General features: G+C 67.5%; 25 protein-coding genes. 15 read left to right on the forward strand and 10 right to left on the reverse strand.

All coding sequences use genetic code 11. The annotated features are described in order from the left end of the window. Nucleotides 1-12: 12 nt before the first annotated feature. From norC to LJF27_RS20245, 3 genes are read left to right on the forward strand one after another with little or no spacing between them, the layout of a single operon-like run. Entirely contained in the window at nucleotides 13-453 is a 441-nt protein-coding gene (gene norC, locus LJF27_RS20235) for a nitric oxide reductase subunit NorC (RefSeq protein WP_003084881.1), read from the forward strand. Further along, nucleotides 453-1,850 (forward strand): nitric-oxide reductase subunit NorB, encoded by a 1,398-nt coding sequence (norB, locus tag LJF27_RS20240; protein WP_003084883.1) that lies wholly within the window; start codon nucleotides 453-455, stop codon nucleotides 1,848-1,850. Before norC ends, norB begins: the two co-directional genes overlap by 1 nt. A 1-nt stretch (nucleotide 1,851) precedes the next feature. Then, nucleotides 1,852-3,690, forward strand: coding sequence for a nitric oxide reductase activation protein NorD (locus tag LJF27_RS20245; protein WP_023117208.1), 1,839 nt, complete (start codon nucleotides 1,852-1,854; stop codon nucleotides 3,688-3,690). A 6-nt stretch (nucleotides 3,691-3,696) separates the two neighbouring features. Here LJF27_RS20245 and LJF27_RS20250 read toward each other — a convergent pair whose 3' ends face one another. The 3 genes from LJF27_RS20250 to LJF27_RS20260 form a co-directional block, all read right to left on the reverse strand. Further along, the gene (locus tag LJF27_RS20250; protein WP_003113235.1) at nucleotides 3,697-3,891 is read right to left on the reverse strand and encodes a hypothetical protein; all 195 of its coding nucleotides are present in this window, start codon (nucleotides 3,889-3,891) and stop codon (nucleotides 3,697-3,699) included. A gap of 83 nt (nucleotides 3,892-3,974) precedes the next feature. Beyond that, complete coding sequence (dnr, locus tag LJF27_RS20255; RefSeq protein ID WP_003113234.1) at nucleotides 3,975-4,658, reverse strand: transcriptional regulator Dnr; 684 nt, start codon at nucleotides 4,656-4,658, stop codon at nucleotides 3,975-3,977. A gap of 353 nt (nucleotides 4,659-5,011) precedes the next feature. After that, nucleotides 5,012-5,890 (reverse strand): LysR family transcriptional regulator, encoded by an 879-nt coding sequence (locus LJF27_RS20260; RefSeq protein WP_003084893.1) that lies wholly within the window; start codon nucleotides 5,888-5,890, stop codon nucleotides 5,012-5,014. 101 nt (nucleotides 5,891-5,991) lie between these two features. Between LJF27_RS20260 and LJF27_RS20265 the strand changes: the two genes are divergently transcribed. From LJF27_RS20265 to LJF27_RS20280, 4 genes are read left to right on the forward strand one after another with little or no spacing between them, the layout of a single operon-like run. Next, nucleotides 5,992-6,693 carry an MOSC domain-containing protein gene (locus LJF27_RS20265; RefSeq protein ID WP_003160865.1) on the forward strand — a complete coding sequence of 234 codons (702 nt, stop codon included), beginning with the start codon at nucleotides 5,992-5,994 and terminating at the stop codon, nucleotides 6,691-6,693. Further along, nucleotides 6,690-6,926 carry a hypothetical protein gene (locus LJF27_RS20270; protein WP_003113233.1) on the forward strand — a complete coding sequence of 79 codons (237 nt, stop codon included), beginning with the start codon at nucleotides 6,690-6,692 and terminating at the stop codon, nucleotides 6,924-6,926. The genes LJF27_RS20265 and LJF27_RS20270 overlap by 4 nt, the downstream gene beginning before the upstream one ends. After that, nucleotides 6,919-8,100 carry an aspartate aminotransferase family protein gene (locus LJF27_RS20275; RefSeq protein WP_003459342.1) on the forward strand — a complete coding sequence of 394 codons (1,182 nt, stop codon included), beginning with the start codon at nucleotides 6,919-6,921 and terminating at the stop codon, nucleotides 8,098-8,100. Before LJF27_RS20270 ends, LJF27_RS20275 begins: the two co-directional genes overlap by 8 nt. Then, nucleotides 8,100-8,816 carry a type 1 glutamine amidotransferase gene (locus tag LJF27_RS20280; RefSeq protein WP_017001552.1) on the forward strand — a complete coding sequence of 239 codons (717 nt, stop codon included), beginning with the start codon at nucleotides 8,100-8,102 and terminating at the stop codon, nucleotides 8,814-8,816. The genes LJF27_RS20275 and LJF27_RS20280 overlap by 1 nt, the downstream gene beginning before the upstream one ends. 74 nt (nucleotides 8,817-8,890) lie before the next feature. Here LJF27_RS20280 and LJF27_RS20285 read toward each other — a convergent pair whose 3' ends face one another. After that, nucleotides 8,891-9,154, reverse strand: coding sequence for a hypothetical protein (locus LJF27_RS20285; protein WP_003084903.1), 264 nt, complete (start codon nucleotides 9,152-9,154; stop codon nucleotides 8,891-8,893). Nucleotides 9,155-9,439: 285 nt separating this feature from the next. On the opposite strand from LJF27_RS20285, the gene LJF27_RS20290 reads away from it, so the two are divergent. The 3 genes from LJF27_RS20290 (at nucleotide 9,440) to LJF27_RS20300 (ending at nucleotide 13,129) form a co-directional block, all read left to right on the forward strand. Continuing rightward, complete coding sequence (locus tag LJF27_RS20290) at nucleotides 9,440-10,930, forward strand: helix-turn-helix transcriptional regulator (protein ID WP_003121801.1); 1,491 nt, start codon at nucleotides 9,440-9,442, stop codon at nucleotides 10,928-10,930. A 337-nt stretch (nucleotides 10,931-11,267) separates the two neighbouring features. Further along, nucleotides 11,268-12,557, forward strand: coding sequence for an NAD(P)/FAD-dependent oxidoreductase (locus LJF27_RS20295; protein ID WP_003101571.1), 1,290 nt, complete (start codon nucleotides 11,268-11,270; stop codon nucleotides 12,555-12,557). A gap of 17 nt (nucleotides 12,558-12,574) precedes the next feature. Further along, entirely contained in the window at nucleotides 12,575-13,129 is a 555-nt protein-coding gene (locus LJF27_RS20300) for a helix-turn-helix domain-containing protein (RefSeq protein WP_003101576.1), read from the forward strand. 109 nt (nucleotides 13,130-13,238) lie between these two features. Here LJF27_RS20300 and LJF27_RS20305 read toward each other — a convergent pair whose 3' ends face one another. From LJF27_RS20305 to LJF27_RS20315, 3 genes are all read right to left on the reverse strand, one after another. Then, on the reverse strand, nucleotides 13,239-14,264 hold the full coding sequence (locus LJF27_RS20305; protein ID WP_004352197.1) for a TPM domain-containing protein: 1,026 nt from the start codon (nucleotides 14,262-14,264) through the stop codon (nucleotides 13,239-13,241). 3 nt (nucleotides 14,265-14,267) lie between these two features. Further along, nucleotides 14,268-14,876: a LemA family protein gene (locus LJF27_RS20310; RefSeq protein ID WP_003084923.1), complete on the reverse strand. Its 609-nt coding sequence runs from the start codon at nucleotides 14,874-14,876 to the stop codon at nucleotides 14,268-14,270. Nucleotides 14,877-14,963: 87 nt separating this feature from the next. Further along, nucleotides 14,964-15,473 carry a disulfide bond formation protein B gene (locus LJF27_RS20315; protein ID WP_003113232.1) on the reverse strand — a complete coding sequence of 170 codons (510 nt, stop codon included), beginning with the start codon at nucleotides 15,471-15,473 and terminating at the stop codon, nucleotides 14,964-14,966. Nucleotides 15,474-15,700: 227 nt separating this feature from the next. Here LJF27_RS20315 and LJF27_RS20320 point away from each other — a divergent pair, with 227 nt between their 5' ends. The 3 genes from LJF27_RS20320 to LJF27_RS20330 all read left to right on the forward strand — a co-directional run bounded on the left by LJF27_RS20320 (nucleotide 15,701) and on the right by LJF27_RS20330 (nucleotide 17,558). Next, nucleotides 15,701-16,531, forward strand: coding sequence for a DMT family transporter (locus LJF27_RS20320; protein WP_003101583.1), 831 nt, complete (start codon nucleotides 15,701-15,703; stop codon nucleotides 16,529-16,531). 69 nt (nucleotides 16,532-16,600) lie between these two features. Next, nucleotides 16,601-16,987 carry an MAPEG family protein gene (locus LJF27_RS20325; RefSeq protein ID WP_003101585.1) on the forward strand — a complete coding sequence of 129 codons (387 nt, stop codon included), beginning with the start codon at nucleotides 16,601-16,603 and terminating at the stop codon, nucleotides 16,985-16,987. 112 nt (nucleotides 16,988-17,099) lie between these two features. After that, nucleotides 17,100-17,558 carry a c-type cytochrome gene (locus LJF27_RS20330; protein ID WP_023117207.1) on the forward strand — a complete coding sequence of 153 codons (459 nt, stop codon included), beginning with the start codon at nucleotides 17,100-17,102 and terminating at the stop codon, nucleotides 17,556-17,558. A 191-nt stretch (nucleotides 17,559-17,749) separates the two neighbouring features. Here the strand turns inward: LJF27_RS20330 and LJF27_RS20335 are convergent, their stop codons facing one another. Then, nucleotides 17,750-18,169, reverse strand: a complete 420-nt coding sequence (locus LJF27_RS20335) for a DUF1090 domain-containing protein (RefSeq protein WP_003101589.1) — start codon at nucleotides 18,167-18,169, stop codon at nucleotides 17,750-17,752. Nucleotides 18,170-18,418: 249 nt separating this feature from the next. Between LJF27_RS20335 and LJF27_RS20340 the strand changes: the two genes are divergently transcribed. Further along, on the forward strand, nucleotides 18,419-19,387 hold the full coding sequence (locus LJF27_RS20340; RefSeq protein ID WP_003101591.1) for an alpha/beta hydrolase family esterase: 969 nt from the start codon (nucleotides 18,419-18,421) through the stop codon (nucleotides 19,385-19,387). 3 nt (nucleotides 19,388-19,390) lie between these two features. Here LJF27_RS20340 and LJF27_RS20345 read toward each other — a convergent pair whose 3' ends face one another. Then, nucleotides 19,391-20,134, reverse strand: a complete 744-nt coding sequence (locus LJF27_RS20345) for a metallophosphoesterase (RefSeq protein WP_003459351.1) — start codon at nucleotides 20,132-20,134, stop codon at nucleotides 19,391-19,393. Nucleotides 20,135-20,338: 204 nt separating this feature from the next. Between LJF27_RS20345 and LJF27_RS20350 the strand changes: the two genes are divergently transcribed. After that, nucleotides 20,339-21,643 (forward strand): ferric reductase-like transmembrane domain-containing protein, encoded by a 1,305-nt coding sequence (locus LJF27_RS20350; protein WP_023114724.1) that lies wholly within the window; start codon nucleotides 20,339-20,341, stop codon nucleotides 21,641-21,643. 56 nt (nucleotides 21,644-21,699) lie between these two features. On the opposite strand, the gene metK is transcribed toward LJF27_RS20350, so the two are convergent. Continuing rightward, entirely contained in the window at nucleotides 21,700-22,890 is a 1,191-nt protein-coding gene (gene metK, locus LJF27_RS20355; RefSeq protein ID WP_023117206.1) for a methionine adenosyltransferase, read from the reverse strand. Nucleotides 22,891-22,899 lie beyond the last annotated feature (9 nt).

The raw sequence follows: 22,899 nt of genomic DNA on the forward strand, positions 1-22,899 counted from the left end.
CCAGGAGGCCGCATGTCCGAGACCTTTACCAAAGGCATGGCCAGGAACATCTATTTCGGCGGGAGTGTTTTCTTCATCCTGCTGTTCCTGGCCCTGACCTACCACACCGAGAAGACCCTGCCCGAGCGCACCAACGAGGCCGCGATGAGCGCCGCGGTGGTGCGCGGCAAGCTGGTCTGGGAACAGAACAACTGCGTCGGCTGCCACACCCTGCTCGGCGAGGGCGCCTACTTCGCGCCGGAGCTGGGCAACGTGGTCGGACGCCGTGGCGGCGAGGAGGGCTTCAACACCTTCCTCCAGGCCTGGATGAAGATCCAGCCGCTGAACGTGCCGGGCCGCCGCGCCATGCCGCAGTTCCATCTCAGCGAGGGCCAGGTCGACGACCTGGCCGAGTTCCTCAAGTGGAGCTCGAAGATCGATACCAACCAATGGCCGCCGAACAAGGAGGGTTGATGATGTCGCCCAATGGCTCCCTGAAATTCGCCTCGCAGGCGGTCGCCAAACCCTACTTCGTGTTCGCCCTGATCCTCTTCGTCGGGCAGATCCTGTTCGGCCTGATCATGGGCCTGCAGTACGTGGTCGGCGACTTCCTGTTCCCGGCGATCCCCTTCAACGTCGCGCGCATGGTGCACACCAACCTGCTGATCGTCTGGCTGCTGTTCGGCTTCATGGGCGCTGCCTACTACCTGGTGCCGGAGGAGAGCGACTGCGAGCTGTACAGCCCGAAGCTGGCCTGGATCCTGTTCTGGGTATTCGCCGCCGCCGGCGTGCTGACCATCCTCGGCTACCTGCTGGTGCCCTACGCCGGCCTGGCCAGGCTCACCGGCAACGAACTGTGGCCGACCATGGGCCGCGAGTTCCTCGAACAGCCGACCATCAGCAAGGCGGGCATCGTGATCGTCGCCCTGGGCTTCCTGTTCAACGTCGGCATGACCGTGCTGCGCGGGCGCAAGACCGCCATCAGCATGGTCCTGATGACCGGCCTGATCGGCCTCGCCCTGCTGTTCCTGTTCTCCTTCTACAACCCGGAAAACCTCACCCGCGACAAGTTCTACTGGTGGTGGGTGGTGCACCTGTGGGTGGAAGGCGTGTGGGAACTGATCATGGGTGCGATCCTCGCCTTCGTGCTGGTGAAGATCACCGGGGTCGACCGCGAGGTGATCGAGAAGTGGCTCTACGTGATCATCGCCATGGCGCTGATCAGCGGCATCATCGGCACCGGCCACCACTACTTCTGGATCGGCGTGCCCGGCTACTGGCTGTGGCTCGGCTCGGTATTCTCGGCGCTGGAGCCGCTGCCGTTCTTCGCCATGGTGCTGTTCGCCTTCAACACCATCAACCGCCGCCGCCGCGACTATCCGAACCGCGCGGTCGCGCTGTGGGCCATGGGCACCACAGTGATGGCCTTCCTCGGCGCGGGAGTGTGGGGCTTCATGCATACCCTGGCGCCGGTCAACTACTACACCCACGGCACCCAGCTCACCGCCGCCCACGGCCACATGGCCTTCTATGGCGCCTACGCGATGATCGTGATGACCATCATCTCCTACGCCATGCCGCGCCTGCGCGGGATCGGCGAGGCGATGGACAACCGCTCGCAGGTCCTGGAGATGTGGGGCTTCTGGCTGATGACCGTGGCGATGGTGTTCATCACCCTGTTCCTCTCCGCGGCCGGGGTGCTGCAGGTCTGGCTGCAACGGATGCCGGCGGACGGCGCGGCGATGACCTTCATGGCCACCCAGGACCAGCTGGCGATCTTCTACTGGCTGCGCGAAGGCGCCGGGGTGGTGTTCCTCATCGGCCTGGTCGCCTACCTGCTGAGCTTCCGGCGCGGCAAGGCGGCCGCCTGAGATGGCCTTCGCCGTCGAGCTGGAGGAATGGGTCGGCGCCCACTGGCACCGCTTCATCACCCGCCATGCCAGCGGCGAGTTCGAGGCGGCGCGGGTGACCCTGGAGAGCATGCGGCGTCCGCTCGGCATGCTCTTCCGGGCGCTCGGCGGCGCACCGGGGGTAGCCCTCGAGGCGACCCCGGCGCGCCGCCTGCTGCTACGCCGCACCTGGTTGCAGCGGGTCGCCGGGACCTGCGAGCAGGCCCCGGTGTCCTGGTTCAACGGCGACAGCCTGCGCCTGCCGGAATCCCTCGCGGTCTATCCGCAGGCCAAGCTGAACCGCGAACTGTATCGCTGGCTGGCGCTGCTGGCGGCCAGCGCCGGGCCGCTGCGGCACTGGGCCCAGGACAACCAGCGCTGGGCGCGGCAGTTGCTCGATGCCTATCCGGCGCTGCGCCCGCGCTACGCCCGGCTGGTCGCCGCGCATCTGCGCCAGCGCCCGTCGCTGGACGATTGCCCGGCGGCAGACGCCGAACTGGAAATCGCCCTGCGCCGCGCGCTTGCCGAGCCGGGCAGCGTCGAGCGCTTCCCGCGAGTCGAGCGGGCGCCCTGGCCGGTGCCGCTGTGGCTGTATCCCGGCGAGCGCTGGACGCCTTCCGCCAGCGCGGAGGACGGCGAGGAAGCGGCCGCCGGCGCCGGCAAGCGCCAGGTCGCCCGCAGCGGAGCGCGCAAGCGCGCCGAGCGCGTCGAGGAGCGCGACAGCGAGCGCAACCTGCTGCTGTTCCGCCTGGAAAGCCTGCTCAGTTGGTCGGAGCACCTGGCCCTGGACCGCTGTAGCGACGACGAGGACGACCCGGACGGCGCGCGCGTCGCCGAAGACCTCGACTACCTGTCGCTGTCGCGCCAGCGCACGCAGAAGGGCGGCGGCCTGCGCCTGGATCTCGACCTGCCGGCCGCCGACTACGATGACCTGCCGCTCGGCCCCGGGCTGAAGCTGCCCGAGTGGGACTATCGGCAGCAGCGCCTGCTGAGCGACCACGTGCTGCTGCAACCGATGCGGCCGCGCGGCGCGACCAGCGCCAGCCTGCCGGCGCACCTGGAGAAGACCGCGCTGCATCTGCGCCGCCAGTTCGCCTGCCTGCGCGACGGCCGCCAACGCCTGCGCCAGCAGCCGCAAGGCGACGAGATCGATCTCGATGCCTGGCTCGACTTCCAGGTCGAGCGGCGGCGCGGCGGTTCCACCCAGCCAGGCCTGTTCCTCGAACAGCGGCCGCGCCGGCGCGACCTCGCCTGCCTGTTGCTGGCGGACCTGTCGATGTCCACCGAAGCCTACCTCGACGACCAGCGGCGAGTGATCGACAGCATCGTCGACAGCCTGCTGCTGTTCGGCGAGGCGTTGCAGGCACTGGGCGACCCCTTCGCGCTGTACGGGTTTTCCTCGGTGCGCCGGCAGCAGGTGCGCTGGCAGGTGCTGAAGGACTTCGACGAAGGCTACGGCGGCGAGGTCCGCGGTCGCGTGCTGGCGCTCTCGCCGGGCTACTACACGCGGATGGGCGCGGCGATCCGCCGGGCCAGCCAGGTGCTCGGCGGGCAGCCGCAGAAGCGTCGCCTGCTGTTGCTGTTGAGCGACGGCAAGCCCAACGACCTGGACCGCTACGAGGGCCGCTACGGCATCGAGGACACCCGCCAGGCGGTGATCGAGGCGCGCAGCCAGGGACTGGTGCCGTTCTGCATCACCATCGACAAGGAGGCGGCGGACTACCTGCCCTACCTGTTCGGCGCCGACGGCTTCGCGCTGGTCGAGCGCGCCGGGCAGTTGCCCGAGCGCCTGCTCCAGCTCTATCGGCGCCTGCGCCGCTGAGATGCCTCAGGGAGCATCGCGCGGCAACCAGAGCATCATGCCCAGGCAGAACAGCGCCAGCCCGACGCAGAACCAGGCGAAGCGCCGCTGCCGGCGACCCTGGAGCTGGTGCTGGGAAGCGCTGGGCAGCGGCATGCCGCACTGTTCGCAGGCGCTTTCCGCGCCTTCGGTTTCATGGAGGCAATACAGGCATTGGCGCATGGGCGTTCTCGCGGGCTCGACCCCGCCAGCTTGCCGGCGGACGGGCCGTGGCGCGCTTGACCGCGATCAAGCGGCGGCGCTGTTCACTCGAAGCACTCCAGGCGTTCGCGGTCGAGGATGCTGATTTCGCGGCCGTCGAGGTGGATGATGCCCTCGTCGCCGAGGCGGTGCATGATTCGCGAGAAGGTTTCCGGCTGGATCGACAGGTGACCGGCCACCAGTTGCTTGGCCACCGGGATTTCCACCCGGCAGTTCTCCCCCGGCGCGTGGGCGGCGAGGGTCAGCAGGTAGCGCACCACGCGGTGGGTGGCGTTCTTCAGGGAAAGCGTCTCGATCTCGTCGATGCGCTGGTGCAGGCGGGTGCTGAGCTTGGCCAGCAGGGCCAGGGCCAACGGGGTGTTGTCCTGCAACTGGCGCAGGTAGGCCTTGTTGGAGAAACGGAACAGCTGGCTGGGCACCACGGCCTGGGCGGTGGCCACGTAGTTCGGGGTGTCCATGAACATCATCGCCTCGGCGAAGGTGTTGCGTTCGTTGGTCACTTCGAGAATCTTCTCCTGGCCTTCCGGGGTCAGCCGGTAGATCTTCACGCAGCCGGAAATCAGGTAGTAGAAGGCGTGCGCCGGCTCGCCCTGGCGGAACACGTAGGCGCCCTTGTCGAGGTTGACCAGGTCGCTGCTGGCGAGCAGTTCCTGGAGCTGGACGGGAGAAAGCGGTTCGAACAGGTGGTGGCTTTGCAGCAACTGCTGGTGGACGCGCTGGAATTCCATGCTGGGAAGGCTCGCGATGATGAGGGGACTGGCCACTGTAGCGGGCCCGGCGCAGATCATCTTGACGCACGGCAAGCTCCCGGCGGCTGGGTGTTGCCGTCGGTCCGGCGAGCGGAACTATTACAGCGTGTAAGCCAAGGCTTACAAACGGCGGTGGTTTTGGCTGCTTTCTCCCCCTCGCGGAGATGCGTAATCTTCAAACCGTCAGGACATTGCGCAGGAAGCGCCAAAGACAATACGGAAACTCAGGGAATCCACCATGGATGGTGGCGTAGCACGGATGTCAGGATAGAGGTCTGCAAAACCCCGCCCAAAAGGCGGGGTTTTTTATTGCCCGCGAAACACCGCGTCGCTCAGACCACGCCTTCCAGCAGCGAGCGCAGCAGCTCGACGCTGGCGTGCTGGCGCTGCGCGTCGCGGTAGACCAGGCCGACCTTCAGCGGGATGCGCGGTTCGCTGAGCGGTTTCCACAGCAGCCGCTGGTTCGAGTGCATCTGCCGTGCCTTGCCCGGTAGAACGGTGGCGAAGCGGGTCTGCGGCAGGCTGTCGAGAATCCCGCTCATGTGGTTCAGTTCCGCCTGCACCCGCGGCCGCCGGCCGATCGCGGCGAGTTGCTCCTGCCAGATCTGGCGCGCGCGGAACTCTTCGCCGAGCAGCAGCATCGGCAACTCCGCGGCCTGGGCCAGGGACACCTTTCTGAACTCCTTCAACGGGTGTTCCTCGGGGATCACCAGCTGCAATTCGTCCTCGTACAGCTCGACGCTGTGCAAGCCCGGCTGGCGCGGCGGCAGGAAGCCGATGCCGATATCCAGGTTGCCGGTGAGCAGGCGCCGCTCGATGTCGATTCCCGACAGTTCGTAGATCTGCACCCGCAGATGCGGCTGCGCGGCGTGCAGGCGTTCGACCATGTACGGCACCAGGCTGGCGTTGACCGTCTGCAGCACGCCGATCGCCAGGCTGCGCGGGGTCTGCCCGCGGAATACGCGCATCGCCTCGCGGGCCCTTTCCAATCCCTCCAGCAGCGGTACCGCATGGTTGTACAGGGTGTGGGCGGCGACGGTCGGCAGCAGGCGCTTGCCGCTGCGCTGGAACAGCGAGACGTCGAGGTTCTGCTCCAACTGGCGGATCTGCTGCGAGAGGGCCGGTTGCGACAGGGCCAGGCGTTCGGCGGCGCGGCCGACGTGGCCTTCTTCGTAGAGCGCGACGAAATAGCGGAGTTGGCGAAAATCCATAAGCTGTTCTTATCGATGAAACTGGAAAATCGAAATGGAGTGGGTCCCGCGTGAGGCACTAGTCTAGCTGCATTGGCGGTACATCGGGTGGTCGCGGAGCAATGGAGCAGATAGTCGTAAACGGTGTTTTCATAGGTAAAGTCGAAGAAACCTGGGGCGGATTGGTCAGCGCGATCGACAAGCTGCCGGTCGAGCAGGAGTTCTGGCTGGGCCACGATGGCCTGCCCGGCGACGAACAGGCCGACATCCGCCACCACGGCGGCCTCGAGCGCGCTCTCCATCACTATCCCGCCGAGCACTACCGCTACTGGCGCAAGCGCCACCCGCTGAACCGCTGGCAACTGCCGGCGTTCGGCGAGAACATCTCGACCTACGGGATCACCGAAGCCGAGGTCTGCATCGGCGACCAGTTCCATTGGGGCGATGCCCTGCTGGAAGTCAGCCAGCCGCGTTCGCCCTGCTATCGCCAGGGCCAGCGCTGGAATCTTCCCGAGCTGCCCGACGAATTGCAGAGCGGCGGCCGCTGCGGCTGGTTCTATCGGGTCCTGCGCAGCGGCATGGTGACTCCCGGGGACCAGCTGAAGCTGGTCCAGCGGCATTACCCCGAACTGACCGTCGCCCGCCTATTGCAGTGGTATTTCGGCGATCCCCTGGAGCCTCTCGGGTTGCGCCAGATGATGGCCTGCGACGCGCTCTCCCAGCGTTGGCGCAAGACAGCGGCGAAACGCCTGTCCAGCGGCGTGGTGGAAGACTGGGGGCCGCGCCTGCGCGGGCCGTCGGATTACCGGGAGCATGCCTCTTGAGCGACTACCTGATCACCCTGAGCCAGTCCGGCCGGCTGTTGGCCAGCATGACGGTGAGCGCCGCGCGCTTTGCCGAGGTGCGCGAGCTGATGCGCCAGCGCTTCCCCGCCGGCGACGGCTTCGAACTGCGCTTCGAAACGCGCCGGGAAAAGCGTCGGCTGCTGGAGCAGGGGCCACAGGGCGTGCGCCTGCTGGCGGTGGAGTACATGACCGAGGAACTGAAAGATGGCTGATGCGCTGGATAGCCTGCGCCTGATGCGCACCCAGGAACGGCCCGAACAGGTGTTCGTCCGTGGCCAGGGCTCGTGGCTGTGGGACAGCGACGGACGCGCCTTCCTCGACTTCACCCAGGGCCTGGCGGTGAACTGCCTTGGCCACAGTCCCAGCGTGCTGGTCCAGGCCCTGGCCCGGCAGGCGCGGGAGCTGGTCAGCGCCGGCCCCTGCCTGCTCAACCGGCCGGTGCTGGCATTGGCGCAGCGCCTGTGCCTGGCGACCGGCAGCGACCAGGCCTACTTCCTCACCAGCGGCGCCGAGGCCAACGAAGCGGCCATCGCCCTGGCGCGCAAGTGGGGCCGCCTGCATCGCGGCGGCGCGCAACGGATCGTCAGCACTGTCAACAGCATCCATGGACGCACCCCGGGCACCCTGACGGCTTGTGGCAAGCCGGCGCAGCATGGCCTGGAGGGATTTGCCAGGGTGCCGTTCAACGACCTCGACGCCATGGCCGCGGCCATCGACGAAGAGACGGTGGCGGTGATGCTGGAGCCGGTGCAGGGCGATGCCGGGGTGATCCCGGCGACCCTCGACTACCTGCGTGGCATCGAGCGGCTGTGCCGGCAGCGCGGCGTCCTGTTGATCCTCGACGAGGTGCAGACCGGCATCGGCCGCTGCGGCGCGCTGCTGGCGGAGGAACTGTACGGGGTACGCGCCGACATCGTTACCCTCGGCAAGGGCCTCGGCGCCGGGGTGCCGCTGTCGGCGCTGCTGGCGCGTGGCAACGCCTGCTGCTTCGAACCGGGCGACCAGCTTGGCACCCACCACGGCAACGCGTTGATGACCGCTGCCGGGCTGGCGGTACTGAATACCGTGCTGGAGCCGGGTTTCCTGGAGCAGGTGCGCGAGCAGGGCACTCACCTGCGCGATGGCCTGGCCCGTGTCGCGCGTCGCTATGGGCATGGTCCGCTGCGCGGCCAGGGACTGTTCTGGGGGCTGCCGCTGATCGGCCAGCGCGCGCCGGCGGTGGTTCGCGCGGCGTTCGGCGAAGGCCTGCTGATCAACGCGCCGCAGCCGCATTGCCTGCGTTTTTCCCCGGCGTTGACGGTGAGCCGGGCCAACGTCGACGAAATGCTGCGGCGACTGGAGCGGGCCCTGGCCCGGGTCGCCAACCGACACGAGGAGGTGGCCTGATGCGCGCCCTGGTATTGCAACACGTTCCCTTCGAAGGCAGCGCGCGGATCGGCGACTGGATCGGCCGCCACTGCGAGCACGAGCACGTCTGCTACCTCTACGCCGACGCCCACCTGCCTGCGCTGGACAGCTTCGACCTGCTGGTGGTGATGGGCGGGCCGATGAGCGTCTACGACGAAGCGCAATATCCCTGGCTGGTGGCGGAGAAGCGTTTGATCCGCGCGGCGCTGGATGCCGGCAAGAAGGTCCTCGGCATCTGCCTCGGCGCGCAGCTGCTGGCCCAGGCGCTGGGGGCTGCGGTACGCCCGGGACGCCAGGCGGAGATCGGCTGGTGGCCGCTGCACAGGTACAGCCAGGCGCTGGGCTCGCCGCTGGGCGAGCGCCTGCCGGAACGGCTGATGGCGTTCCACTGGCACGGCGAGACCTTCGACCTGCCGGCCGGCAGCGTGCCGCTCTATGGTTCGGCTGCCTGCGCAAACCAGGGCTTCATCTGGAACGAGCAGGCTATCGGCCTGCAATGTCACCTGGAAAGCACCGCGGAGAGCATCGAGGCGCTGCTCGATGCCTGCCCGCAGGACCTGCAACGGGAAGGGGCGGTGCAGAGCGCCGGGAGGATCCGCCAGGGTGTCGCGCATTGCCGCGAGGTGGCGCCGGTGCTGTTCCTGTTGCTCGATTACCTGGCGCATCGGCCGGCGGAGATCGCACGCCGGGCCTGATCGCCAGAAAGATTCCTCTGTCCTCGCATGCGCCTCCGGACGTCGTTTTGGTCCTGTGGGGCGCTTTTTTTATTCTAGGCTGCGTGCTTTCCCAACCAGGGCTCCAGTAGTGCCAGGTCGCGACGCAGGCTTTCGGCGAACAGGTGCAGGCGGGTGGGGTTGTCCAGCTCGCCGGGCTGGATGCCGACGAAGGTGAAGGTTTCGTCGTGCTCTCGGGCGGCGACATTGATACTGACGGTGCCGTCGTAGTGCATCCGGCACTGGCAGTCGTAGCCTTCCAGCGCCTGGTTCAGGCTGCGCTGGATCTCGCCGAGATCGGGGTGCTTGTTCTTGCTCATCGCGTCGCTCATGCAAGGGGATGGGGCTTTCTTCTCGTGCAGGGCGAGTCGGGTGGATGCGTCGACGACCTCGGGACCGAGGGGCGGCGTAGCCTCCCGGCCGGCGCGGCGTCTGGGCTTCCCGCCCGGACATTGCTTCCTGTATCGCCAGGGTAGGGGTGCCTCCGCTATCGTTTCGCGATGCAAATGCACTAGCACCGCTAGTGCAATCGTCACGCGTGCGCGGTCAGGGCGGGCGGGCATCCTTGCTGCCCCCGGAAAATCGCTCCATCCAAGAGGAACAGCATGAACGACCAGGTACTGCGTACCCAGACCGACCGCCGCCAGTTGCAGCAGATCATCGCCGGCCTTACCGAAGGGGTGATCCTGATCGAGCCGGACCAGCGCATCCTCTGGGCCAACGAGGCGGCCCTGGCGATGCACGGCGTCGATTCGCTGGAAGGCCTGGGCGCCGATACCGGCGAGTATCGCGAACGCTTTCGCCTGCGCTACCGCAACAATCATCCGCTGCAGGAGGGGCAGTACCCGGCCGAGCGCCTGGTGGCTGGCGAGTGCTTCAGCGACGTGGTGGTGGAAGTGTTTCCCGCCGCCGACGAGGACACCCGCTGGGTGCACCGCGTGCGCGGGCTGGTGCTGACCACCCCCGAGGACAAGCCCGACTGCCTGGTGCTGATCCTCCACGACGCCACCGAGTGGGCCAGCGCCGAGCAGCGCTTCGAGAAGACCTTCAATGCCAACCCGGCGCCGGCGGTGATCTGCCGGCTCAGCGACTACCGCTACGTGAAGGTCAATGTCGGTTTCCTGGAAATGACCGGCTATGCCCGCGACCAGGTGATCGGCCGTTCGGTGTACGAGCTGGACGTACTCGACCAGGCCGAGCGCCGCGAACTGGCGGTGGAGCGTCTGGGCGCCGGCGAGACCATCCCGCAGATGGAGGCGAGCCTGCGGGTGGCGGAGGGCGGACGCAAGTGCGTGGTGGTCGCCGGGCAGCCGATAGAGGTCGGCGAGGAGGCCTGCATGCTCTTCACCTTCACCGATCTCGAACCGCGGAAGAAGGCCGAGGAGGCCCTGCGCAAGAGCGAGGAGCGCTTCGCCAAGGCCTTCCGCATGGCACCGGTGCCGAGCCTGGTGCTGTGCGGCGACGACCTGCAGGTGCTGGACATCAACCAGGCCTTCAGCGAAACCTTCGGCTACCAGGCCGAGGAACTGCTCGGCGAGTCCACCGTCGCCTGCGGGCTGTGGCAGGACGGCGGCGCCGAGCGCCTGGGCGAGCTGCTGGCGCAGAGCGGCAGCGTGCGCAACGTCCAGCTGCGCCTGCAGCACAAGGATCGCAACGGCCTGGACTGCCTGGTCTCGGCCGAGGCGGTGAGCCTCAACGAGCAGGACTGCGTGCTGGTGGCCTTGCTGGACATCAGCGACCGGCGGCGCACCGAAATGGAGCTGGTGCACGCCATCGAGACGGTGATGCAGGACGCTTCCTGGTTCAGCCGCACCCTGATCGAAAAGCTCGCCAACGTGCGCCGCGCCAACGCGCCGGGCACCGGCGCCGAACTGGCCGACCTGACTGCGCGCGAGCGCGAGGTGTTCGACCTCATCTGCCAGGGCCTGGCGGACAAGGAGATCGCCAAGGAACTGGGCCTGGCGCCGAACACCGTGCGCAACCACGTGGCGACCATCTACGCCAAGCTCGATGTCCACAGCCGTGGCGAGGCCATCGTCTGGGCACGCGAACGCGGATTCGCGCCGGAGCCGCGCAACGGCAACGGGCGCAAATAAACGAAGAGGGTACGAATGCACCAGGGCGGCTGGTGCATTCGTACCTGTCGCCCGCTCCCGTCGGCGCCGACACTGGCGCAGCACGCCCGGCATGCCCCCGCCCGTGGTCGTGCACCTTTTCTCCGCGGCGCGAGCCGCGCCGTCCGCACGTCTGTTCCCCTCGCCAGTTTCGCTCTGGCGGGGGGCTTCCCGCCTCCTTTCGAATATTTGCCCCTCTGCCTCTGCTGGTGCGCGACGGCATCCTGCCGGCCGTTTGCGAATGCTCGGGACTGGTGTCGTGAAATTTTAAGTGTTATTTTTCATGAAAAATAACCAATATAATTTCACGGAGGTCGCGATGTTCCTGCAATCCAACGAGCATGTCGGCACTTACTACGCCGCCGTCAATCCCGAACTGATCCAGCCGCGCCAGGCCCTGGAGGGTGACCTCGACTGCGAGGTGCTGGTGGTCGGCGCCGGTTTCAGCGGCTTGCACACGGCGCTGCGGCTGGTCGAAGGCGGACGCCAGGTATGCGTCATCGAAGCCAGCCGGATCGCCTGGGCGGCCTCCGGGCGCAACGGTGGGCAGGCGCTGCCCGGCTGGTCCAGCGACCTGCCGCCGCTGGAGGCCGACCTCGGCTACGAAGGCGCACGCCGTCTCTGGGACGGCATGCTCTGGGCGGCCGGCGAGATGCGCGAGTTGCCGCAGCGACATGGCTTCGACTGCGACTACCGGGTCGGTCACCTATGGACGGCGATCCTGCCGCGCCGGGTCGGCCTGCTCTACGACTGGCAGGCCGAGGCCAACCGTCGCTGGGGCTACGAGGGGCTACGCTTCGTGGCGAAGGACGAGTTGCCCGAATGGATCGCCAGCGAGCGCTACCTTGCCGGTCTCTACGATCCCCACGCCGCACACCTGAATCCGCTCAAGCTGGCGTTCGGCCTGGCCGCCGCCATCGAGCGCGCCGGCGGGCGTATCCACGAGCGGACCCGGGCCCTGAACTATCGCGAGGAGGGCGACGGCTACCGGGTCCGTACCGAGCACGGCGAGATCCGCTGCGCGGCGCTGGTGCTGGCCTGCAACGCCTACATCGACGGGCTGGACAGCGAGCTGTCGCAACGGATGCTGCCGGTGGGCACCTATCAGGTCGCCACTGAGCCGCTCGGCGAGGAACGGGCGAAGTCGTTGCTGCCGCGCAACTGCTGCGTGACCGACAACCAGTTCGTCCTCGACTACTTCCGCCTGACCCCGGACCACCGCCTGCTGTTCGGCGGCGGCTGCACCTACCTGGGCGGCATGCCCAGCGACATCCGCGCCGCCACCCGGCCCTATCTCGAAAGGGTGTTCCCGCAGTTGCGCGGGGTGGCGCTGGAGTATGCCTGGGGCGGGCATATCGACTGCAGCATGCGGCGTACCCCGGACATCGGCCGGCAGGGCAACCGCTACTGGCTGCAAGGCTACTCCGGCCACGGCGTGCTGCCGAGTCTGGCGGCGGCCAGGGCGGTCAGCGACGCGCTGCTCGGCGACGACGAGACCCTGGCGCTCTACCAGCGCCTGCGCAATCCGAAGTTTCCCGGCGGCCAGCGCTTCGCCGCGCCGCTGGAAGCCCTGGGCAAAGCGTATTACCGTTTGCGCGACCTGTTCTGAGAGGGCCCGGAGCCGAGATGAGCGAAGTAGCCGACGACCTGGCGGAGATCGCCAGCCTGGTGCGCGAATTGCGCAAGCGCAAGGGCATCACCCTGCAGGCGCTGGCCGACGGCATTCGCCGTTCGGTGGGCTTCGTCTCCCAGGTCGAGCGCGGCCTTTCGCGGCCGGCGGTGGACGACCTGGTCGCCATCAGCCAGGTGCTCGGGGTGCCGGCGACCTACTTCTTCTGCTCGCCGAAGATCCAGGCCTCGCCCTGGGTGACCCGCCCGGGCGAGCGTCGGACCTTGGCCTACGCTCGTGGCGCCAGCGACAACCTGGTATCGCCGCGTCTCGGCGGCGCCTTCTTCATGCTCGAAACCTGCCTTGAAGCGGGTGCCGACAGCGGCGAGCGCGACCTGCTGGACAGCTCGGAGCAGGGCGGCTACGTGCTCGAAGGCGAGCTGACCCTGTGGCTGGAGGACGAGGAGCTGCGCCTGCAGGCCGGCGACGGTTTCCAGATTCCCAGTCATATGCGCAGCCGCTACGCCAACCGCAGCCAGGCGCCGGTCAGGGTGCTCTGGGTATACGCCTGACGAAGCGCGTTACCCGGTCGTTTGCCGGATAGCGGCGAAGACTTCCGGCATCGGCGAGAACCGTCGCCGACCGATGAAAAAGCCCGAGGCACAGGCCTCGGGCTTTTCGTCACCAGCGTCCGGAGGCGCCGCCGCCGCCGCTGGAGCCGCCGCCACCGCGGAAGATGCTGCCACCGCCGCTGCCGCCTCCCCCACCGCCGCCGCGACTATTGAGGATGGCGCTGAGGATGGCCATCAGCACTTCGCCGGGAAGCAGGAACAGGGCGTAGATGAACAGGGTCGGCGCCAGTACGCCGAGACTGTCGTCCGCCGCGCGGTCGACGTTCTGCCACAGGCCCATGCTCAACAGCCAGGCCAGGCCGGCGACCGCCGCGCTGCAAAGCAGGAAGCGGCCGATGCTGCGCCGCCGCATCCACTGCAACGGCAGCAGGCGTCCGAGTAGGGCCACGGCGAGCAGGACCGCCACATAGACACCGAGGTAGACCGGGTTGCCCCAGAGCTGTCCGCTCAGGCCGCTCTTCTTTTTCGGCTCCGGCGGGGCGCTGTCATACACCTCACCCTCGTCGACCGGTGGCGGCAGGGCCCGCGGCGGCGTGGCCTCGGGAACCGCCGGCAAGGCGTCGACGGGAGCGCTGGCGGTAGCGCTTTCCGGGTTCTTCTCGGCATCGATCAGTTGCACCAGGCTGTCCACGCCGGCCTGGATTCCGCCATAGAAATTGCCCTGGCGGAACTGCGGCGTGATCCGCTCGCTGATGATCCGTCCGGCCTGGACGTCGGTGATGGCCCCTTCCAGGCCGTAGCCGACCTCGATGCGCAGGGTGCGGTCGTTCTTCGCCACCAGCAGCAGGACGCCGTCGTCGACCTTCTTCTGGCCCAGCTTCCATTTCTCGAAGGTACGCACCGCGTACTCCTCGATGGAATCGTCGCCGGTGGTCGGGACCAGCAGCACCGCGAGCTGCGCGCCGCTCTTGGCTTCCAGGGCGGCGAGCTGTTGCTCCAGGTGCTGGCGCTGGTCGCCGGAAAGGGTCGCGGTGAGGTCGGTGACCCGCGCCGTCAACGCGGGTATCGGTGGCACATCGGCCCAGGCGACCAGGCTGGCGAGCAGCAGCCCGGCGCCCAGTAGCAGCCGGCGCATGGCTTACTGCGCCGGTTGCGGGTTGCCGAAATCGACTTTCGGCGCGGTGGAGATGGCCGCTTCGTTTTCCACGCTGAAGTTCGCCTTGGGCTTGTAGCCGAACAGCTTGGCGGTGATCACGCCGGGGAACTGGCGCAGCAGCACGTTGTATTCCTGTACCGACTTGACGTAGCGGCCGCGAGCGACGGCGATGCGGTTCTCGGTGCCTTCCAGTTGGGTCAGCAGGTCCTTGAACAGGCCGTCGGCCTTCAGTTGCGGGTAGTTCTCGGTGACTACCAGCAGGCGCGAAAGCGCCGAGCTCAGTTCGCCCTGGGCCTTCTGGAAGCGCTGCACGGCCTGCTCGTCGTCCAGTTGGTCGGCGTTCAGTTGCACGCTGCCGACCTTGGCCCGGGCCTCGGTGACCTGGGTCAGGACCGACGCCTCATGGGAGGCATAGCCCTTCACCGTGCTGACCAGGTTGGGCACCAGGTCGGCGCGCCGCTGGTACTGGTTGAGCACTTCCGACCAGGCGGCTTTCACCTGTTCGTCGCCGGCCTGCATGGCGTTGTAGCCGCAGCCGCTGAGCAGCAGGGCGAGGACGGGAAGGAGGGCATTTCTGAGGAATCGAGGCATGGTGGTACTCATCCGGGTTGAGAAAGCTCGATTGTAGACCAGCCAATGGCCAGCACGTTCCTTGTGCCGGCACGGATATCGGCGCTGTCAGGCGGTGCGGCGGCCGAACGCCAGCTTGGCCGCCAGGACCAGCAGGCAGAACACGAACAGCGCCAGCGACCAGACCGCCATGGACTGGCCGAGCAGGGTCCAGACCACTTCGCCGCACAGCCCCTCGGGCTGGAAGACCTGCGGCAGCCAGGTATCCAGCGGTATCCATTCGGGGAAGCCCATGAACATCTTGCAACTGCCCATGCCCTGGGCAGCCAGTTTCTCTTCCGCGACCAGCGACCAGGCGTGGTAGATCCCGCCCAGGCTGGCGGCGAGCATGCCCAGCGCGGCGATGCCGCCGGCGATCCGCGAACGCGGGGCGAGGCTGCCGACGATCCCGGCGAGCACCAGGCCGAGCACGTCCAGGCGGATGAAGATGCACAGCGAGCAGGGCGCGAAGCCGCGCACGTGCTGGAGGTAGAGGACGAAAGCGAGGATCAGCAGGCCGCCGATGGCGACCGCGGGCCAGAACAAGCGATTGTCGAGGGGCTTGAGGAGAGCGCTCAAGGCAGGGATTCCTGTGTCGTTGATAAGGGAGGCCGGGCCGGCACTGTGCGGCGCTGGCCGATGGTAGTCCATCAGGATTGTCCGAAGATTAAGCCGTTTGACGTAACGATGTCTGCTGCATGTTTCTCCGCTTTCGTAGGAGCTTTCAGGGAAAACGCCGCAACGAGGCGAGCATTTGGAGTCTCCACCGGGATAGACTATCCTGGTCTATACCAATAAGGCCCGTCATGCTAGCCACCAGCCTGGTGCTATGCGCCGCCGTTCTCCACGCCACCTGGAACACCCTGGTCAAGTTCAGCAGCGACCGCTTGCTGGTCGTCGCCTGCATGGACGTGGTCGGCGTGCTCTGCGCCATCCTGCTGTTGCCCTTCGTCAGCCTGCCGCCGGCCGAAGTTTGGCCCTGGCTGCTCGGCGCCACCGTCCTGCAACTGCTCTACCGGGTACTGTTGATCGAGGCCTACAAGGTCGGCGACCTGGGCCTGGTCTATCCGCTGATGCGCGGGCTGTCGCCGCTGGTGGTGCTGGGCCTGACCCTGGCGTTCGGCGGCGAGCAGCTCAGCGGCCGGCAGATCCTCGGCATCCTGTTGATCCCCTTCGGCATGCTTTGCCTGCTCTGGGGCGGCGGCGGTTCGCGGCTGCCCTGGCGGACCCTGCCGGTGGTGCTGCTGATCGGCCTGTGCATCGGCGGCTACACCTGGAGCGACGGCAACGCCCTGAAGCGCTGGCCGTTGGCGCTTGACTACCTGGTCTGGCTGACGCTGCTTTCCGGCCTGCCGTTCCCGCTGATCGCCGTTGGCGCGCGAACCCGCGCCTTCGCCCGCTTCTGGGCGCTGGAGTGGAAGCTCGGCCTGGCGGTCGGGGTCTGCGTGTTGGCCAGCTACGGCCTGGTGCTGTGGGCCATGCAGCTGGGGTCGATCGCCGAAGCGGCAGCGTTGCGCGAGACCAGCGTGCTGCTGGCGGTGCTGTTCGGCATGCGCTTCCTCAACGAGCCGTTCGGACTGCCACGCCTGCTGGCGTGCGGCCTGGTGCTGGCCGGAATGCTGCTGATGAAGCTCTGAAGGGGCTGTGCCTTTACAGAACGAGCGGCGCCAGCTTGAGTTGCAGTTCCACAACTACAAGGAACTGCCATGACCATCGCTTTCTGGTGCGTGCTGATCGCGATCTTCCTGCCTTACGTCTGTACCTCCATCGCCAAGTTCGGCGGGGAGGGCTACGGCGGTCGGGCCAACGCCGACCCGCGGGCGTTCCTCGGTTCGCTCGAAGGCTTTCGCCGGCGTGCCAACAACGCCCAGTTGAACGCTTTCGAAGTGACCCCGGCGTTCGCCGCGGCGGTGATCATCGCCCATCTGGTCGGCAACGCTTCGCAGGCGACCCTGGATAGCCTGGCCATTGCCTGGATCACCAGTCGCCTGCTCTACGTCATCTGCTACCTCGCCGACTGGGGGCCGTTGCGCTCGCTGGTCTGGTTCGTCGGCATGCTGCTCATCGCCGCGTTCTTCGTGGTTTCCGCCTGAGCAGCCCGCTGCGGCCTATGGCCGCAGTGCGGGCGCGCGGCTCTGGATCAATCGGCGGTGGCGGCGGATAATCCGCGGCTTCCGTGATCGACCCTGAAAAAAGAGCCTTGCCATGAAGCTGAAGTCCCTGCTCGTCGTGCTGCTGGCCGGCGTCGCCCTGAGCGGCTGTCACCGTATGGATCCCAATTCGCCCGAGGCCAAGCGCCAGGCGATCTTCAAGGAAATGCTACGGACCAGCGAGGACATGGGCGGGATGCTCCGCGGACGCCTGCCCTTCGACGCGGAGAAGTTCCGTGCCGGATCGGCGAAGTTGCACCAACTGGCCGACCAGCCCTGGCAGTACTTCCCCAGTCCCAAGGCCGGCGAGGAGGGCGAGGACACCCGCGCCAAGGACGAGGTCTGGCAGCGCCAGCAGGAGTTCAAGGCCTCCACCCAGGTCTTCATCGACGCGATGAACCGTCTCCAGGACAACACCCGCCAGGCCACGCCGACCCCGGATGGCGTGCGCAAGGACTTCGCCGCGGTGGAAGACGCCTGCGAAGCCTGCCACAAGAAATTCCGCGCGCTCTGAGGCCGGACCGGGCGTTATACGCCGTGCCTGGAAGGCGCGAGGGGTAGGGCGAATGAGCGCTGGCGCTCATCCGCCGTTGCGGCAGCGCTGGGCGGCACCTGGTGTCCCGCTGCGGCGCGGATGGCGGATAACACCATGGGCGTCATACGCCTTGCGTGGGAGGCGCGAGGCGTAGGGCGGTACCTGGTGTCCTACTGCGCCTGGGCCTGTTCCAGGCCTTTCTTGGCCTCTTCCAGTTCGGCGCGGGCCTCGGCCAGCTTGGCCTTGCGTTTCTCGATCTTCTCCGGATCGCCCTTGCCCATGGCCTTGCGCAAATCCTTCTCGCGTTCGCTGACCTCGCGCTCGCTGTCGATCACCTTCTGCTTGTTCTCCCTCAGCAGGCCGGCTTCGGTGCAGTGTTCCTTGACCTCGGAGAGGGCCTTTTCCAAGCCGGCCACCTGGCCTTCGTTGGCGAACGAGCGGGCCGTTTCCAGCTTCGCCTCGATGGCGGCCTGCTTGGCGGCGCAACCGCTGAGTGGGGCGCCTTTGGCGGCGCCCGGCTGGGCGGCAGAGAGCGGCAGGGCGACGGCGAGCAGCAGCCCGGCCAGCGGCAGTGAAGGACGAATGGACATCGGTTGGCTCCTTGATCGAACGGCCGGTGCGGTTGCCGGACGACGGCTCGGCCGAGCGTCCTGGCAGGCGGATGAGGCAGGCGGCAGCCGGCGTGACAAAGGCGCAAGTGTGCCAGCAAACGGCACGGTTGTGGTTGTCCGGGAGCAAAGTACGCCGCCCCGGGGTCTCTGGAGAAGGGCCATGGTTCGGGCATTCCGGCACAACCCGGCCTAACGTTGTCCGAAGACACCGAGAACGGGAGAACCGCGATGCGTACGCTGATCCGCCTGGTTCGCACGCTTATCCTGCTGCTGGTCCTGGCGCTGCTCGCCGGCGCCTGGTGGTGGTTGCAGGACGAGGCCCTGCGCCCCCCCGCGCTGGCCGGCCACAGCGAGGACTCGAGTCTGAAGGTCGCAGGCCTGCGCCGGCATTACCTGCTCTACGTGCCGCCGGGCGTGTCCGAGGGAGCGCCGTTGCTGGTGGTGCTGCACGGCTCACGGGGCGACGGCGCGCAGATGCGCCGCATCAGCGGCTACGGCTTCGACCGGCTGGCGGCGCAAGAAGGTTTCCTGGTGGCCTACCCGGACGGCTTCGAGGGCCACTGGAACGATTGCCGCAAGGCCGCCAGCTATTCGGCGCGGCTGCGTGACGTCGATGACGTGGCTTTCCTCCGCGCGCTGGTGGCGCGGCTGGCCCAGGAATACCGCGTCGATTCGCAGCGGGTATATGTCGCCGGCTACTCCAATGGCGGCCAGATGGCTTTCCGCCTGGCCGCCGAAGCGCCGGGGTTGCCGGCGGCGATCGCAGCGGTGGCGGCGAGCCTGCCGACCACGGGGAACGATGCCTGTCGGCCGGTCGAGCGGCCGACCGCGGCGTTGCTGATCAACGGCACGCGCGATCCGATCAATCCCTATCTCGGCGGCAAGGTCAGCCTGTTCGGCTTCGGCGACCGGGGCGCGGTACGCTCGACCCTGGACTCGGCACGCTGGTGGGCCGGCCTGAACGGCATCGCAGCGCCGCCGGACGTGGCGCCGCTGACCCGTCCCGGCCCGGTCTGGACCGAGCGCCAGCGCTGGCAGGAAGACGGCCATCCGCCGGTGGAGCTGCTCAGCGTGCATGGCGGCGGCCACGTGCTGGCGCAGCCGGACTATCGCTTCCCGCGGATTCTCGGCAAGAGCGACCCGGAACTGGACGCGCCAGTGGAAATCTGGCGCTTCTTCAGCCAGTTGCCGCGCTGAGGCTCAGACCTCGAAGACGAATTCCGGACGGAACCCGCCTTTCTCGTGGGGATAGCCGCCCGGATTGGCCAGCACCCGTGCCCGGCCGATGCGGTAGTCGAGGGCGTCGTGGACGTGACCGTGCAGCCAGTAGTCGGCCTGCGCCACCAGTTCGTCGAGGTTGGAAGCGAAGGCTGGCGACAGTGGGTTGCCGACGAACTGCGGCGGGATCGACAGCGCACTGGGCGCGTGGTGGCTGACCACCAGCGTCGGGCCGTCGTGGGGCCGCGCCAGCTGTTCGGCGAGCCAGTCGCGCGAGGCCTGGTGCAGGGCGATGCTCTGCTCGGGGGTGAAGTCGCCACCGAACCAGTCGATGCAGCTGAAGTCCGGCATCGATTGCAGGGCCAGCTCATGGGCGGGCGCATAGCCGTCCGCGCCATAGAGCTGGAAGTCGGTCCACAGGGTGGCGCCGAGGAAGCGCGCCGGGCCGATCCGCGCTTCGTCGTTTTCCAGGAAGTGGATCTCCAGCGCCCGGGCGATATTGCGCATCGCCTGGGTCAGGTCGGTCATTTCCGAGGAGTAGAACTCATGGTTGCCGGCGACGTAGACGATCTCGCTGTCGGCGAAGGTCTCGCGGGCCCAGTGCAGGCCTTCCAGGTGGCTGTGGATATCGCCGGCCAGCACCACCACGTCGGCCTCGACCTCTGGCAGTTGGCGTCGCCCGTCGAAATGTTCGTGGTGGAGGTCGGACAGCAGGCGGATCTTCATGGCACGGCTCGGCGGTAGGCGCGGCGGACCAGCATAGCTCCGCCCACCCCGGGGTTGAAGGCCGACAACGATTGACGCAGGTCATGGCTGTGCGGGAAAACCTCGCTGGCCTCGCTAATTCCCCCATGAAGTTAAGGGACAATTAAGACTGGACGCGCAGGGTTCATTCCAGCGATTCGCGCGTTCTGTCGGGGAGTGGTGCCAATGAAACTGTTATGGGGAGTTCTCGCCGCCGCGCTGGCGGCCTGGGGCCTGACGCTGGCCGTCGATCCGCCGGCGAGCCTGGATATCTGGGTGGTGCGCAAGCAGGCGATCCTGCTTACCGGGGTAGCGTCCTTCGCCCTGATGTCGTTGATCATGCTGCTGGCGGTGCGTCCGGTCTGGCTGGAGAAGCCGCTGGACGGGCTCGACCGCATGTACCGCCTGCACAAGTGGGCGGGCATCCTGGCCATCGTCCTCGGCCTGTTGCACTACCTGCTGGAGTTGGCCGGCCCCTGGCTGGCGGGTATCGTCGGCAAACCGGTGAAAGGCCCGCGGGTGGAAACCTTCCTCGACGTCTTCCGTGGCTCGGCCAAGGAGTTGGGTGAATGGTCGGCGTGGATTCTCGGCGGGATGCTGCTGATCACTCTCTGGCAGCGCTTCCCGTATCACCTCTGGCGTTATGTGCACAAGGCGTTGGCCCTGGTCTACCTGGTACTGGCCTTCCATTCCGTGGTGCTCGCCCCGGCCAGCTACTGGAGCCAGCCGGCCGGCTGGCTGGTGGCGGCCTGCGCACTGCTCGGTTCGGCCTGCGCACTGTTGTCTCTGAGCGGGCGGATCGGTCGCACGCGTCGCCATGCGGGCGTGGTCACCGCCGTCGAGCGGTACGGCGAAAGCCTGCTCGAGGTGACCTGCCGGCTGCAGGGCGACTGGTCGCACAGGGCCGGGCAGTTCGCCTTTCTCACCTGCGACCGCCTGGAGGGTGCCCATCCGTTCACCATCGCCAGCGCCGACCGCGGCTGCGGCGAGGTGCGCTTCAGCATCAAGGCGTTGGGCGACTACACCCGGCGCCTGCAGGACAACCTGGAGGTCGGCGCCAGGGTCGAGGTGGAGGGGCCATACGGCTGCTTCGACTTCCGCCGTGGCCTGGCCGGGCGGCAGGTCTGGGTCGCCGCCGGGATCGGCGTGACGCCGTTCATCGCCTGGCTGGAGTCGCTGCAGGCCGTGCCGGAAAGCGCGCCATCGGTGGAGCTGCACTATTGCGTGCGCAATTCCCAGGAAGCGCTGTTCGCCGGGCGCTTGCGCGAGCTTTGCGAACACCTGCCCAGCGTGACCCTGCACATCCGCTATAGCGACGAGCAGGGCAAGCCGAAGGCGGCGCAACTGGGCGTGCTGAAGAGCGCCGAAGGACGCTGGCCGAGCGTCTGGTTCTGCGGTCCGCAGGGGCTGGCCGACAGCCTGCGCCGCGATCTGCGCCGGCAGGGCATGCCGCTGCGGCTGTTCCACCAGGAAGCCTTCCGCATGCGCTGAGCCTGCCGGAAACGAAAAAGCCCCGCCGAAGCGGGGCTTTTTCATCGCGCGGTCGCTCAGAGGCCGGCGGCGTCGCGCAGGAGAGCGGCCTTGTCGGTCTTCTCCCAGGTGAACGCGGTGAAGGTATCGCCGTCCACGATCAGCTCGAACGGATGACGGCCGAAGTGGCCGTAGGCCGCGGTCGGCTGGTACATCGGGTGGAGCAGGTCGAGCATCTTGGTGATCGCGTACGGGCGCAGGTCGAAGTGCTCGCGGACCAGTTGCACGATCTTCTCGTCGCTGACCTTGCCGGTGCCGAAGGTGTTGATCGAGATCGAGGTCGGCTGGGCCACGCCGATGGCGTAGGAAACCTGGATCTCGCAACGCTCGGCGAGGCCGGCGGCGACGATGTTCTTCGCCACGTAGCGGCCGGCGTAGGCGGCGGAGCGGTCGACCTTGGACGGGTCCTTGCCGGAGAACGCGCCGCCGCCGTGGCGGGCCATGCCGCCGTAGGAGTCGACGATGATCTTGCGTCCGGTCAGGCCGCAGTCGCCGACCGGGCCGCCGATCACGAAGTTGCCGGTCGGGTTGATGTGGAACTGGGTGTCCTTGTGCAGCAGCTCGGCCGGCAGCACCTGCTTGATGATCAGCTCCATCACGCCGTCGCGCAGGTCGTTATAGGAGACTTCCGGGTTGTGCTGGGTGGACAGCACCACCGCATCGATGCCGACCACCTTGCCGCCTTCGTAGCGGCAGGTCACCTGGGACTTGGCGTCCGGGCGCAGCCATGGCAGCAGGCCGGACTTGCGCGCCTCGGCCTGGCGCTCGACCAGGCGGTGGGAGAAGCAGATCGGCGCCGGCATCAGCACGTCGGTCTCGTTGCTGGCGTAGCCGAACATCAGGCCCTGGTCGCCGGCGCCCTGGTCTTCCGGTTTGGCCCGGTCGACGCCCTGGTTGATGTCCACCGACTGCTTGCCGATGATGTTCAGCACGCCGCAGGTGGCACCATCGAAGCCGACGTCGGAGCTGTCGTAGCCGATGTCGATGATGACCTTGCGCACCAGCTCTTCCAGGTCGACCCAGGCGGAGGTGGTGACTTCACCGGCGATGATCGCCACGCCGGTCTTGACCAGGGTTTCGCATGCCACGCGAGCGTACTTGTCCTTGGCGATGATGGCGTCCAGCACCGCGTCGGAGATCTGGTCCGCGATCTTGTCCGGATGGCCTTCGGACACGGACTCGGAGGTGAAAACGGAATATTCGCTCATCAATCGGTT

Origin of the sequence: Pseudomonas sp. 203-8, from assembly GCF_020708595.1 — a bacterium.
Classification (GTDB): domain Bacteria; phylum Pseudomonadota; class Gammaproteobacteria; order Pseudomonadales; family Pseudomonadaceae; genus Pseudomonas; species Pseudomonas aeruginosa.

Excerpts from the sequence above, each read along its gene's own strand:
- norC (WP_003084881.1), top strand. The coding sequence starts at position 13 with ATGTCCGAGACCTTTACCAAAGGCATGGCCAGGAACATCTATTTCGGC.
- norB (WP_003084883.1), top strand. The coding sequence starts at position 453 with ATGATGTCGCCCAATGGCTCCCTGAAATTCGCCTCGCAGGCGGTCGCC.
- LJF27_RS20245 (WP_023117208.1), top strand. The coding sequence starts at position 1,852 with ATGGCCTTCGCCGTCGAGCTGGAGGAATGGGTCGGCGCCCACTGGCAC.
- LJF27_RS20250 (WP_003113235.1), bottom strand. The coding sequence starts at position 3,891 with ATGCGCCAATGCCTGTATTGCCTCCATGAAACCGAAGGCGCGGAAAGC.
- dnr (WP_003113234.1), bottom strand. The coding sequence starts at position 4,658 with ATGGAATTCCAGCGCGTCCACCAGCAGTTGCTGCAAAGCCACCACCTG.
- LJF27_RS20260 (WP_003084893.1), bottom strand. The coding sequence starts at position 5,890 with ATGGATTTTCGCCAACTCCGCTATTTCGTCGCGCTCTACGAAGAAGGC.
- LJF27_RS20265 (WP_003160865.1), top strand. The coding sequence starts at position 5,992 with ATGGAGCAGATAGTCGTAAACGGTGTTTTCATAGGTAAAGTCGAAGAA.
- LJF27_RS20275 (WP_003459342.1), top strand. The coding sequence starts at position 6,919 with ATGGCTGATGCGCTGGATAGCCTGCGCCTGATGCGCACCCAGGAACGG.
- LJF27_RS20280 (WP_017001552.1), top strand. The coding sequence starts at position 8,100 with ATGCGCGCCCTGGTATTGCAACACGTTCCCTTCGAAGGCAGCGCGCGG.
- LJF27_RS20285 (WP_003084903.1), bottom strand. The coding sequence starts at position 9,154 with ATGAGCAAGAACAAGCACCCCGATCTCGGCGAGATCCAGCGCAGCCTG.
- LJF27_RS20290 (WP_003121801.1), top strand. The coding sequence starts at position 9,440 with ATGAACGACCAGGTACTGCGTACCCAGACCGACCGCCGCCAGTTGCAG.
- LJF27_RS20295 (WP_003101571.1), top strand. The coding sequence starts at position 11,268 with ATGTTCCTGCAATCCAACGAGCATGTCGGCACTTACTACGCCGCCGTC.
- LJF27_RS20300 (WP_003101576.1), top strand. The coding sequence starts at position 12,575 with ATGAGCGAAGTAGCCGACGACCTGGCGGAGATCGCCAGCCTGGTGCGC.
- LJF27_RS20305 (WP_004352197.1), bottom strand. The coding sequence starts at position 14,264 with ATGCGCCGGCTGCTACTGGGCGCCGGGCTGCTGCTCGCCAGCCTGGTC.
- LJF27_RS20310 (WP_003084923.1), bottom strand. The coding sequence starts at position 14,876 with ATGCCTCGATTCCTCAGAAATGCCCTCCTTCCCGTCCTCGCCCTGCTG.
- LJF27_RS20320 (WP_003101583.1), top strand. The coding sequence starts at position 15,701 with ATGCTAGCCACCAGCCTGGTGCTATGCGCCGCCGTTCTCCACGCCACC.
- LJF27_RS20325 (WP_003101585.1), top strand. The coding sequence starts at position 16,601 with ATGACCATCGCTTTCTGGTGCGTGCTGATCGCGATCTTCCTGCCTTAC.
- LJF27_RS20330 (WP_023117207.1), top strand. The coding sequence starts at position 17,100 with ATGAAGCTGAAGTCCCTGCTCGTCGTGCTGCTGGCCGGCGTCGCCCTG.
- LJF27_RS20335 (WP_003101589.1), bottom strand. The coding sequence starts at position 18,169 with ATGTCCATTCGTCCTTCACTGCCGCTGGCCGGGCTGCTGCTCGCCGTC.
- LJF27_RS20340 (WP_003101591.1), top strand. The coding sequence starts at position 18,419 with ATGCGTACGCTGATCCGCCTGGTTCGCACGCTTATCCTGCTGCTGGTC.
- LJF27_RS20345 (WP_003459351.1), bottom strand. The coding sequence starts at position 20,134 with ATGAAGATCCGCCTGCTGTCCGACCTCCACCACGAACATTTCGACGGG.
- LJF27_RS20350 (WP_023114724.1), top strand. The coding sequence starts at position 20,339 with ATGAAACTGTTATGGGGAGTTCTCGCCGCCGCGCTGGCGGCCTGGGGC.
- metK (WP_023117206.1), bottom strand. The coding sequence starts at position 22,890 with ATGAGCGAATATTCCGTTTTCACCTCCGAGTCCGTGTCCGAAGGCCAT.